This is a genomic window from Ignavibacteriales bacterium, assembly GCA_026390815.1.
In the GTDB taxonomy this organism is placed as follows: domain Bacteria; phylum Bacteroidota; class Ignavibacteria; order Ignavibacteriales; family SURF-24; genus JAPLFH01.
The window spans coordinates 60,522-72,458 of record JAPLFH010000007.1; the positions used below are offsets into that span (position 1 = coordinate 60,522).

Annotated in this window: 10 protein-coding genes and 1 other RNA gene; 9 read left to right on the forward strand and 2 right to left on the reverse strand. The window is 32.7% G+C overall.

All coding sequences use genetic code 11. From position 1 onward, the window contains the following. Nucleotides 1-204 precede the first annotated feature (204 nt). The 3 genes from NTX22_02710 (at nt 205) to NTX22_02720 (ending at nt 4,318) form a co-directional block, all read left to right on the forward strand. Nucleotides 205-1,161 (forward strand): T9SS type A sorting domain-containing protein, encoded by a 957-nt coding sequence (locus NTX22_02710; GenBank protein ID MCX6149418.1) that lies wholly within the window; start codon nt 205-207, stop codon nt 1,159-1,161. Between the two features lie 64 nt (nt 1,162-1,225). Continuing rightward, nucleotides 1,226-2,866, forward strand: coding sequence for a hypothetical protein (locus NTX22_02715; protein MCX6149419.1), 1,641 nt, complete (start codon nt 1,226-1,228; stop codon nt 2,864-2,866). Between the two features lie 9 nt (nt 2,867-2,875). Beyond that, complete coding sequence (locus tag NTX22_02720; protein ID MCX6149420.1) at nt 2,876-4,318, forward strand: DUF5723 family protein; 1,443 nt, start codon at nt 2,876-2,878, stop codon at nt 4,316-4,318. Nucleotides 4,319-4,411: 93 nt separating this feature from the next. On the opposite strand, the gene NTX22_02725 is transcribed toward NTX22_02720, so the two are convergent. Both NTX22_02725 and NTX22_02730 read right to left on the reverse strand, forming a co-directional pair. Beyond that, nucleotides 4,412-5,494, reverse strand: a complete 1,083-nt coding sequence (locus tag NTX22_02725; GenBank protein MCX6149421.1) for an LptF/LptG family permease — start codon at nt 5,492-5,494, stop codon at nt 4,412-4,414. Then, entirely contained in the window at nt 5,481-6,851 is a 1,371-nt protein-coding gene (locus NTX22_02730; GenBank protein MCX6149422.1) for an LptF/LptG family permease, read from the reverse strand. The genes NTX22_02725 and NTX22_02730 overlap by 14 nt, the downstream gene beginning before the upstream one ends. Nucleotides 6,852-7,195: 344 nt before the next feature. Here NTX22_02730 and NTX22_02735 point away from each other — a divergent pair, with 344 nt between their 5' ends. From NTX22_02735 to NTX22_02760, 6 genes are all read left to right on the forward strand, one after another. Beyond that, nucleotides 7,196-8,560, forward strand: a complete 1,365-nt coding sequence (locus tag NTX22_02735; protein MCX6149423.1) for a dipeptidase — start codon at nt 7,196-7,198, stop codon at nt 8,558-8,560. A 66-nt stretch (nt 8,561-8,626) separates the two neighbouring features. After that, nucleotides 8,627-9,475, forward strand: a complete 849-nt coding sequence (locus NTX22_02740) for a hypothetical protein (GenBank protein ID MCX6149424.1) — start codon at nt 8,627-8,629, stop codon at nt 9,473-9,475. A 141-nt stretch (nt 9,476-9,616) separates the two neighbouring features. After that, nucleotides 9,617-10,714: a hypothetical protein gene (locus NTX22_02745; protein MCX6149425.1), complete on the forward strand. Its 1,098-nt coding sequence runs from the start codon at nt 9,617-9,619 to the stop codon at nt 10,712-10,714. Further along, nucleotides 10,711-11,259: a cob(I)yrinic acid a,c-diamide adenosyltransferase gene (locus NTX22_02750; protein MCX6149426.1), complete on the forward strand. Its 549-nt coding sequence runs from the start codon at nt 10,711-10,713 to the stop codon at nt 11,257-11,259. The genes NTX22_02745 and NTX22_02750 overlap by 4 nt, the downstream gene beginning before the upstream one ends. A 54-nt stretch (nt 11,260-11,313) precedes the next feature. Continuing rightward, nucleotides 11,314-11,678, forward strand: a transfer-messenger RNA (tmRNA) gene (gene ssrA / locus NTX22_02755). A gap of 12 nt (nt 11,679-11,690) precedes the next feature. Further along, nucleotides 11,691-11,933, forward strand: coding sequence for a GIY-YIG nuclease family protein (locus NTX22_02760; GenBank protein MCX6149427.1), 243 nt, complete (start codon nt 11,691-11,693; stop codon nt 11,931-11,933). Nucleotides 11,934-11,937: the final 4 nt, after the last annotated feature.

Consider the following 11,937-nt stretch of genomic DNA (forward strand, 5'->3'; position numbering starts at 1 on the left):
ACTGCATAAATAATCTTCTTGAACAATTTTCTAAACTCCCTTTAACTTTATTTTTTTATTTTCGATTCTAAATTACAAAATTGACAATCTGCCTTAAATCCTTTACTTTGTGATAAGTGGTACACTTAAAGGTAAGTGGCTTGACTTTGAAAGGAAGATTGCCAAAATTCCATCGGGATATTTTAATAATTATAAGGTGAGACTATGAAAAAGGTATTTACAATATTTTATTTGTTCATTCTGCTAATTATAAGCAGTTATTCGCAAAGTGCAGATACAATTAAATACAATTGGTATATGGACATTCCAGGTTTCGGTTTAGATAATGTAGCATCCGGGATCTTTTTGGAAGGTCAACACATGACACTTGAACCAACAACCCTTCCCCCTTCAGCCGCCAGATATCAGTGTGTTTTTGATGCATTAGTCGGTTCAGAATTAGGTTTTGAAGATGGTGCAATAAATAATAATATAGAAATAAATGTAATGTTAAAACAACTTGATCAGGATTCTTGTAAATTTGAAATGGTTGTTGGTAATACAGTTTTTTTGTACATGGAAGTAGAAGTACTTGATCAAGGTGTGTATTATTCGGTGGATAGCAGCTATTATTTTAAGAATGGAAAGAAAGCTTATTTAATTATTCCTCTTACAGAAGCATTTAAAGGTTTTTGTACCAATGTTGGAATAAATGTTTATGATGGTGTATCATTTGTGTATGTTATTAATGACCCAATTACTGGTCTACCAAGGTTGGTACCTAACGGTTTAACTTGGGCTATGGAAGAACGTGCCCCGGGAGACACTGTTATAAATTTAAGGTTAGAACACTTTTCCAAATTTGGCGGAGGTGGTAAAACTCTTGTTACCAAAGTTGAGGATCAAAACAATAAACCAACTGTATTTAATCTTGCTCAAAATTATCCTAATCCTTTTAATCCATCAACAAAAATTTCCTTTAGCTTACCCAGCGATGGTTATGTTTCATTGAAACTTTATAACACACTTGGTTCTGAAGTTGAAACTCTATCTTCTGAATTTAAGAAAGCTGGAAATTATGAAGTTACATTTAATGCTAGCAGATTAAATTCCGGAGTTTACTTCTATACTTTGAGATATAATAATCTTACACAATCTAGAAAAATGATATTAATTAAATAAAAAATAATTATCTTACAACCGCAGTTACTCTGCGGTTTTTTTTCCCCTTTATTGCAGGATTCTTATGAGCAAAAGTAAAAATTTAGCAATCCTTTTATTGTCGTCATCCATATTGTTTTTTGTAAATGGTTGCTTCGATTCTCCAAAGGAACCGGTTTTTCCTAACTGGGATGTTGAACTAAATATTCCTATAACCCAGCGTTCTTATAAACTATCAGAGATAATTAAGCCGGATAAAAATCCTAATTTAAGTATTGTTGATTCTACTGGCAGCGATAGCCTGTATGTTTTTTTAGCCTCCGACTTAGAGAATACTTCGCCTATTGCTAACCAAATAAAGGTACCTGTTAAATTAGTGCCGGACGATTTGGATATAAATGGTACTGGCAGCGGAAGTAACGATCTTATCTATAATGCAGATGTAAACTATCGTTTAGATACAGCCGAATTTAAAAGTGGTTCATTGTATTTGGCACTTACGAATAATTCAATTACTACTCTTACTTACGAATTGAAGGTTCCCGGTTTTAAAAGAAAAAGTGATAGATCAATTCTTAAAATGCAGGGTAACCTTAATCCAGGTGACAAAAAATTAATTGAAGTTCTTCTAAGTGAATATATTTATGCGCAAATGAAAAAGGGGGGGTTTTCCAATACGGATTCTACACAAAAATCTGATGGAATTCTTATCCGGGGTAAAGCCTCTTCGACCGGAGGTGGGAATGTTGATTTTAAAACTCAGGTAACCAACAGCGAAATTACATTGAGCCATTTAGTTGGTAAGCTAAAAAAAATCGATCTGGGTTTTCAGAAACAAGAATTTAATGACGTATTTGGAAAACAAACACAGGACTTTAATTCTAAAATTAAATTTAAAGGAACACGAATTGGATTCGAAGCCAAGTCTATTGGATCTTTAAGGAACCTGAAAATTCTTATCAGCTCTCTTAGAATTGCCGGGTATAATAAGTTGCCTAATGGATCGTACGGAGCACCTTACTATTTAAAAATCCTTTCCAATGAATTCTATTCTGATTCTTTAGTTGCCGGCACAACAATGAAAAGATTTTTTGATGAAAACAATACTAACCTTTTAGAATTTCTACAAAAATTTCCGGAGCTAATTACTGTTGAAAACAAATTTTTAATTGATAATGAAAATCCCAATGTTGGTGGATCAATCTCTGATCAGGATTCGATCAAAATTATTTTGGATATTTCTGCTCCAATAATAATATCAGTTTCTGATGCTGGTTTTACAGATACAACGACGGTTGACATTTCCAATAATGATCGCGAAGATATTATTAAAAGCAATGAAGCAAAATTGACTGTTGAGATGGAAAATCATATTGCGTTAGGTGTAATTGCTAAATGTACTTTCGCTGATAAAAATTACAAACCATTATTCTCTATAAGGAATGAAGCAGCCAGCGGCGAAATATTTGAAATACCACCATCGGCAGTTGATAATAATGGAGTATCTTCCCAGCCATCAATTTCTAAGATAACCTGCGTTTTGAACGATGTTGAATTTCAAAAATTAAAAGATGCGGAATATATAATTTTTAATGTTAAACTGCGCTCTACCGGAAGCACGAGCACTGCATTTGGACCTTTTGTTCAGGTAAGGGCAAAGGATTTTATAAAGTTCAAAGTATATGGCGGTGTAAACTACAACTTAGATCCTGAAAATTTGAAGTAGGAAAACACCATGAAAAAAATATTTATAATAATCGCCTTATTCAATTTTTGTGTTATGGATTTATATGCGCAGATGGGATCGGTTGGAACATCAGACGCTCGATCTGTAGGAATGGGGAAAACATCTACGTCAACTTCGCGCGGAGTTTTTTCTATTGGCTACAATCCGGCTAATCTTTTGTTTGATGAAGATAATCATTTTGAATTTGCTACCGTTATTCCTTTCCCAAATTTAAATATGAGATTTGGAACTAACTTTATTACAATAAAAGATTACAATTATTTCTTTGGTGGAGTTAAGGACGAATCGGGTAAAACTGTTGGAAGATATCTTTCGGAGTCTGACAAGAATAATTTAAAAACAATATTTAGTGGCGGAGGATTTTTTGTTGCAGATTTTTCAACTTCCATTTTTACGGCTACACTAAAAATAAATGATGAAGTTGGAGCATTTGGGTTTGGGATAAATGATATCATTGCGTTTAAAGCAACTTTCCCGGGACAATTAATTAATTTAGCTTTAGAAGGAAATCCAATCGGTTCAGTTTATAATTTTAATGATGCAAATGCAAAAGGCTGGTGGTTAAGGGATTATTCTTTAACTTATTCCCGTGCTTTACCGGAAATTTCTACAAAGTATTTTAAAAAACTTTCGGCGGGAATTTCTTTCAAATACATCCAGGGATTTGCTTATGCAGGAATTGATAAAATTGAAACATCACTTTCAACTGGAGCGCACAATGAAATAACAGCTAAAGGCAATGTACTTGCTCATTCTTCTTTCTCAGATGATTTTCAAGTTAAATATGATTTTGATTCAACCGGTACAAAGCAAGATGCGTCAGTTGGTCCTTTCCCTTCACCAGCCGGAACAGGTTTAGGAATTGACTTTGGCATTTCTGCACAACTTGATGATGTTTGGACTTTCGGTTTAGCTTTAACTGATATTGGAAGTATTAACTGGAATAAAAATGTAGCAATGTATTCTTCAAATACAGTTATGATTTTAAGAGATATTACAAACAAAGAAGAAGTTGATTCACTAAAAGATGTATTTACTGGTAAAGGTAAATTTGTAAATGAAGTTTCTACTCCGTTACCAACAGCCCTTAGGATTGGCGCTTCTTTTCAATTAGATAAATATGTCAGCGGCTCATTCCCCGGCTCTTTGCTGCTTGCATTGGATTATAACCAGGGATTTAATGATCAACCCAGGAATAGCAAAAATCCCAGGTTATCACTTGGCGCAGAGTGGAAGCCGATGAATTGGATTCCATACATCAGAACTGGTTTTTCATTTGGTGGTGCAGATGGTTTTGGTTGGGCGTTTGGATTCGGTTTTAATGCTGGAATATTGGAGTTTAATTTTGCTTCACCTGATTTTCATTATTTGTTTATGGCAAATCAGGCTAAGAGAATTTCACTTGCTATTGGATCGCGGTGGAAGTTTTAAGTTTTTTTGTGAATCAAGAAAATAAATTTGGAATGACGGGTTCACGAAAAATTTAGTAAATAAGTATTTAGTATTTGATTCTTAAAAGTTTATTTACTTCTGTGCTTTTATCAAATTTATAATTGCAAAAACAATAAAGACAATGTTTGCAAACCAAGCCGTTAGCAATGGATCGAGAACACCATTTTTTCCAAATGCCTGGCTGATTTTCATAAATCCAAGATAGATAAAAGTAAAAAGCAAACTTATACCAAATTGAAGAGCCAATCCTCCCCGGCGTTTACTTGCCGCCAACGGGAGCCCAATAAATACAACAATAAAACTCGCAATGGAAAAAGCATACCGGGAATGATATTCAATCAAAGTCCGGGTTGGGTCATTACCGGTTCTTGCCTGGTTTTCATAATATTTTTTCAGATCAGGAATGGACATCTCTTCCGGTTTTTCCTGTTTAGTTTTTATATCCATTGGTTTAAAATTTAACTCTTTTAAAATTTGATGAGTAAACTTTTCTACTGATTCATGGTTACCATTAAAAATTCTTTTAGTACCGTTAAATGCTTCCCATTGTTGCTTAAGCGAATCATATTTCATTCTTCCAACATCAATCCGGGAGGTCATTTCTGCCGGAATATTTTTGTTAAACTCCTGAATGCTTACTCTGTTTGCTTGTTGGTTCTGAACATCATAATAGGATATCCAAACAATTCTTGTATTGCTATCCTGAAAAAAAATATTACTTCCGGGAGGTGGTATATCTTTTTTCATGTAAGTTATTTCTATGTTAACTTTTCCTTTGTTAGCAAGAGGAACAACATAACCACCAAAGTAAACTGAAAAAATACTTATTACTAAAGATGTTGCAAGATACGGCAACATAATTCTGTAAATGCTTGTTCCGGCAGAGCGGATTGCGGTTAATTCGTTTTGGTTCGCCATCTTTCCAGTTGTAAATAAACAAGCAAGGAATACCGCCACCGGAGTCATTAATCTTAGAATCTCTGGAATAAAATAAAGGTAATATTCAAAAATAATTTGATAGGGAACAGATTGATCAATAAAATCATCAAGATTTTCCATCATATCTATTACTACAAAAATAATTGCAAAGGCAATTAATCCGAATACAATAGTTTGCAGGAATTGTTTTATAAAATATCGATCAATTATTTTCATTTACTTCTTGAGATGATCTCCAATTTTTAGGAATAAGTTTTTGCAAGAATGAAAAATCCAAAGTAATTGTTTCCCTTGCCGATTTTACTGTTATTATAATTCCGAAAATTCCTAAAACAATATTTGCGCTCCACATACCCAAAAATGGTGAAAGCAAACCACGGTCAGAAAGTTTTTCGCCTCCAATTAAAAAAGCCCAGTAGATTAAAAAGAATACTATACTTATTCCTGCTGCTACACCTATTCCTCCTTTCCTGGTCATCATACCAAGCGGCGCTCCAATAAGAATAAAAACAATACACGCTGCAGGAAGCGAATATTTTTTGTGAATTTCAACTTCATATTTATTTATATCTTCTTTGTTACTTTTAAGATATTCTACATCAGAAAGTATTACATTTTTTGCTGAGTTAATCCTATCCTTAACTCTTAATAAAACAAATTCATCTGAACTGGAAGCTGTAGTAGTAGGCACTGTTAAGTTCGCTTTCAAAGTAAAAAAATCTGCAGCATCATTTCTTAGTCTTGTTAGAAAAGTATTTCTGATCTTCTTCAAACTATCAACAATAACCATCATATCGCCTGCACTTAATTCTCTATCTCCACGCTGCCCACCGGGTGTGGATTGCTGGAAGGTAAATTGTTCAGCATCCATAAGAATTCTGTGTTTTGAAAAAATTAATTTTCTATAAGCTGCATTATCACTAACACCTTGTTGATGGATTTCACCATCGCTTAAATCCATAATTAATTTTCTTTGATCACCTGAAAAATAAATTTTTCCCTTCTTTGCAGTAATCACATTCATCCTGGATGGATCGTTATAATCATAAATTATTACATCTTCTAATTCATTACTATTTTCCTGAATCTTTTTTACCAGAATTGCATAGTTTGAAACTTCCTGTGAAAAAAGTCCTGGTACTAAAGATAGTGTTGGTTTTTTGTTAGAGATATCCTGCATAAGAATTCTTGCAGCATGATTTGCATCTGGATAAATATTATTATTGAACTCGATTAGCAATAAACCGATTATAGCGCTTACAATTAAAGAAGGGAACATCATTTTGTAAATGCTTATTCCAGATGCTTTCATTATTGCAACTTCATTATTGTTAGACATGTTTCCATATGCCATTAGTGTTGCAACAAGAACAGACATTGGGATAACGAGTACTACCATCCAGGCAAGATTATATGCAATCAGTTTGGTTATTATCCAAAAACCTAATCCTTTTCCTACAAGTCTATCAGCAAACTTTGTTAAGAAATTAAAAAGTAACATAAAAATTAATGTAACCAGCGAAAACAAAAATGGACCAATATGATTTTTAAGTATGTAGCGGAAAAGGATCATTTATTTTAATTATTTACTTTATAACTAATTGGAAAAACAGTAAAGCCTTCTTGTCTTAATTCTTATATCTTATTAGATTTGTATCAAATTTTACAGAATCTTTTCTAAATGCTGGTTTCTTAAATAATGATCTGCTTAAGAAATAACAAGATAAAATTAACTGTAATAAAGATAAATATTTCTTGCTGAGGTTGAAAGGAAGAAAATTTATTTATCAATGGTTAAATTGTAAACAGATAAGAAATAAAACCGTAAAAATTTACTAAGAAACTAAATATAAATTTTGTAAATTCATTAAGTAAAATTTTCAATAAAATCAATATTGATTACTGAAGAGGAATAAAGTGGAAAAAGTAAAGAATTACATTCTGGCTAATTATGATAGTTATGTTGAAGAATTAAAAGATTTTTTAAAAATCCCGAGCATAAGCACAATGCCAGAAAACAGAAACGATGTTGCTAAAGCCGCTGAGTTTGTGGCTGGTAAATTAAAAACTGCCGGATTAAGCCAGGTAGAAATCTATAAAACGGAAAATCATCCTATTGTTTATGGGGAGTGGTTAGGTGCGCCAGGAAAACCCACGTTATTAGTTTATGGTCATTACGATGTTCAACCGGTTGATCCTATTGAACTTTGGACAAATCCTCCATTTGAACCAATTATTAAAGATGGAAAAATTTGGGCACGTGGTGCTACAGATGATAAAGGTCAGATGTTCGTTCATATTAAAAGTGTAGAAGCATTTTTCAAAACATATGGAAGCCTTCCGATTAATATTAAATTTCTAATTGAAGGTGAAGAAGAAATAGGAAGTGAGAGCTTGGGATCATTCCTTGAACAGAATAAAGATTTGTTAAAATGCGATGCAGTTTTAGTTTCAGACACTTCTATGTATGCTCCTGGTGTCCCTTCATTAACTTATGGTTTACGCGGTTTAGCTTATTTAGAAATTGAAATAACCGGACCGAATAAAGATCTTCATTCTGGTAGCTTTGGTGGTGCTGTTTCAAACCCAATTAATGTATTAACCGAGATAATTGCAAAACTTCATGATAAAAATGGGAAAGTAACAATACCAAATTTTTATAAAAACGTTATTAAAATTACAAAGAAGGAAAAAGATAATTTTGGGAAACTTAAATTTTCCGATAAGAAATATGCTAAAGAATTAGGAGTTGCAGAATTATCTGGCGAAAAAGGATTTTCAACCTTGGAAAGATTGTGGACAAGACCAACATTAGATTGCAATGGAATTTGGGGAGGATTTATTGGTGCAGGAGCTAAAACTGTAATTCCATCTAAAGCCACTGCAAAAATTAGTATGCGCTTAGTCCCTAACCAAGATCCGAATAAAATCGCCAATCTATTTACAAAGTATATTAAATCAATCACACCAAAAAGTGTTAAAGTTAATGTTAGAAATCTACATGGTGGATATCCTGTTTTAGTACCGCTTGAAGATAAAATAGTTTCTAAAGCAGCAATTGCTATGGAAAAAGCCTTTGGAAAGAAAACCATTTTTATGCGTGAAGGCGGCTCTATACCAATTGTAGTGGAATTTGTAAAAAGCCTTAAGATCCCTGCAATCTTAATGGGCTTAGGTCTGGATAGTGAAAATGCACATTCTCCTGATGAGCATATGGATTTATCTCATTTTAAATATGGGTTGCTCTGTTCAGCATATTTCATTGATGAGTTATCGAGCTAATAAATATTAAACAACTTACAATAGTATTGGGATTAGTAAACTGGTAGGATGGAGGGGTAATTGTTTATGAAAAATAATCTTCCTTTTTATATTATTTTAATTTTTACTTCTATTATTTTGATATCCTGTGGCAAAGAAGAAGATAAAAATTTGCAAGGTGAAGACCCTGCTTTTTCTGAACAGAAAGATCAAAGCATTCAGTCGTATAATATTGATGTGCAAAAGGAACAAACACAAAATAGAAATCCTTGCGATACGATTGCATTGAAAGAGTATATTCTAAATAATTATCCTGCAGGTTCCTATTTGTTGGAGTTTGATAGAACACTCACATACAACATTCCCAAATCAGCGGTTATTTATTACAAATCCGATGCAAGTTATGTATTTGCAGTAATTGCAAAATCGAAATCTGGGGAAAGATTAATTGAACGCAAAAATATAAGAGGATTTGAATCAAGTTTTATAAATCTTGATAGTACCAAATTAGGAACGGCATTCTTTTTCTTAACACTATTTACCTGTAATAATGATGGATTTTCAAAAATTTGGGAAAGAGAAATTCCTATACATGGCGGATTCAACAAAATTTCTATGAAAACCTGGAAGGCAAAGGGAACACCATATATAGAAACAAACTATGAAGATGGGATAATTGTAGGTCATCGTAATTATAATTTTTTTATGCTGCATGGAATAAAATCTTACCCGCATCTTTTGGAAACTTATGAAGGACTGGCAAGAAAAAGAACTATGGCGAACGTAAATGATGATATTTATCCTGATTATTATGAATATCATTTTTACAATCTTGCAGATAGAATCAGATCTGCGGATTCTGTTGCTTTCATATGGAAAGTAAAAGATAGTTTGTATGTAAACACTAAAAATCCACGGCAAACTAGACCGTACTGATAATATAAAATTTCATTATCTTTAGAACGCATTTTATATTTTTCAAACACACCTTAGGGCAAAAAATTACTCCCAGGGTTTTTAAAATTATTTCTTTCTATTTGGTTTTTTAATTTTAAGTTAGAGTTATTAGGAGATTTAATGTCGGAACTGGAATTGAATGTTGCATCTAGACTAGATGTTTATTTGTCGCTATACAATAATATGCAAGTTGATAATCAAAATAATACCGTTAAAGTTTATGATAATTTGCTTGAAGAATATCAAACACTTCGTAATGGTGTTGGTTTAAGGGATATTTCTACCAATTGTATTCTTGAATTTGCGGGCGGTGAGAGTTTAGATTTTCTAAATAGAATAACTACTAATTTATTAAGGGATCTTCAACCAAATAACTTTCGTGTAACTTTATTTACAAATGAAAAAGGAAGAATTATTGAACGCGGAGATGTAATTAGATGCAATGGATCTATTTTACTATTAAGCAGCGCTCATTGTAAAAATAAACTTTTCAGTTGGGTGAACAAGTATATTATAATGGAAGATATTAAAGTAGTTAATGCAACTGGTAATTATAATATATATGAATTAATCGGACCTCAGGCAGAATCTTTTGCTACACTTATTTTTGATAATGATGTGGATAAATTGTCACTTAATCAGGTAAAAAGTTGTAATGTTGATGGAAATGAATATTTAGTACTTAAAAAGAAAGAATTTGGATTGGATAAGTTCGTCATACTTCATAAATCAAAACCTGATGGCAAATTTGTAAAACATTTATTTGAACAAAAAAGTGTTTTTGATTTTAGATTAATTGGTGAAGATGCCTATGAAAAATTTCGAATTGAAATGGGAATTCCAATTGCACCAAATGAACTAAATGATGCCTACAATCCTCATGAAGCAGGATTAATAAACGAAGTGAGTTTTACAAAAGGATGTTTCATTGGTCAGGAAGTTATTGCACGTTTGGATACTTATGATAAAGTTCAGAAATCTCTTACTGGGGTAATAATAAATTGTCAGGAAATTCCTTTGGGTAGTTTGGTATTGTTGGAAGCTAAGAATGAAATTGGTAAGATTACTTCAATTACATATTCTCCTTTCCTTAAAAAATTTATTGGTTTGGCTTATGTAAGAAAAGAATTTAAGATTAATGGTACAATACTTATTGCTAAAGCTGATGATGGATTAGAATATCCAGTAACAATTTGCGATCTTCCTTTTAAAAGATGAAAATATATACTAAGACTGGGGATAGAGGGGAGACAAGTTTAATTGGCGGAAAGCGGGTAACAAAAGATAATTTGCGAATTGATGCTTATGGAACGATTGATGAACTTAATTCCGCACTTGGCATTGCAATAATTGAAATAAAAAACGAAGCATTAATAAAACTCCTTCAAAAAATTCAGAATCAGTTATTTGTTGTTGGTTCTGATCTGGCAACACCAAAATCTGAAACATCTGAAAAACTAAACATTGCAAAAATTACAATAGATTATTATGAAGGAATTGAGAAGGAGATAGATTTTTTTTCCACTCAGCTTCCGGAATTGAAAAATTTTATCCTACCAGGTGGTTCCAAAGGTGCTTCTTATCTTCATCTGGTAAGAACAATCTGTCGTCGTGCAGAAAGAATAGTTGTGGCACTAAGTAAATCTGTTGATATTGGTGAGAATATAATCATATATTTAAACCGTCTTTCAGACTTGTTCTTTGTCTTAGCAAGATATGAAAATAAAGTTCTTAATATCCCTGATATTATTTGGAAGATGTAGAAAATTAAAAGCTACTTTTCCATTATCATTATTCCGAAATCTGAGTTAGATTCCGGGGGTGAAATTGGTTTCGACGGGGTTAGAAGGCTTTGAACTGCGCACCGTGATCTCCAATTACACGTTAAACGTTGGAAACAAAAATATAAACGGCGAATATAATTACGCCCTAGCTGCTTAATCCCGTAAAGCGGGAGCAGCCGTTCATTATTTTTCCTCATACCGGGGAATAATTGAACGTCGCTTAGGTATGATAGCTGAATCGAGTGCCAGGTAGATAAGGCGAAATAAACACTGGCGGGATTTAAAGACAGCTTTGCTTGTTAAGGAACTTTAAGTCTAAAAAAAATAACAGGCTATGTGTGTAGACGTTCACTGGATTTTAATTTCGGACGCGGGTTCGACTCCCGCCACCTCCACAAATATTTTGTATTATGTTTTATACTTATATACTTTTTAGCGAGATTGGGAATAAACATTATTATGGTTCGACAAAAGATATACCGACCAGATTGAATGAACATAATAATGGGAAAGTAAAATTCACAAAGCCATTCAGACCCTGGCAAATAGTTTATTATGAAGAATATCCCACCCGAAGTGAAGCTTGTAAACGTGAATTATTTTTTAAGAGTGTTGATGGACGTATCTGGCTAAAAAATAATAGAATACTCTAAGACA

Bases quoted from the DNA above. Each gene is read 5' to 3' on its own strand.
- NTX22_02760 (MCX6149427.1), top strand. From the start codon at position 11,691: ATGTTTTATACTTATATACTTTTTAGCGAGATTGGGAATAAACATTAT.
- NTX22_02720 (MCX6149420.1), top strand. From the start codon at position 2,876: ATGAAAAAAATATTTATAATAATCGCCTTATTCAATTTTTGTGTTATG.
- NTX22_02725 (MCX6149421.1), bottom strand. From the start codon at position 5,494: ATGAAAATAATTGATCGATATTTTATAAAACAATTCCTGCAAACTATT.
- NTX22_02710 (MCX6149418.1), top strand. From the start codon at position 205: ATGAAAAAGGTATTTACAATATTTTATTTGTTCATTCTGCTAATTATA.
- NTX22_02740 (MCX6149424.1), top strand. From the start codon at position 8,627: ATGAAAAATAATCTTCCTTTTTATATTATTTTAATTTTTACTTCTATT.
- NTX22_02745 (MCX6149425.1), top strand. From the start codon at position 9,617: ATGTCGGAACTGGAATTGAATGTTGCATCTAGACTAGATGTTTATTTG.
- NTX22_02715 (MCX6149419.1), top strand. From the start codon at position 1,226: ATGAGCAAAAGTAAAAATTTAGCAATCCTTTTATTGTCGTCATCCATA.
- NTX22_02730 (MCX6149422.1), bottom strand. From the start codon at position 6,851: ATGATCCTTTTCCGCTACATACTTAAAAATCATATTGGTCCATTTTTG.
- NTX22_02750 (MCX6149426.1), top strand. From the start codon at position 10,711: ATGAAAATATATACTAAGACTGGGGATAGAGGGGAGACAAGTTTAATT.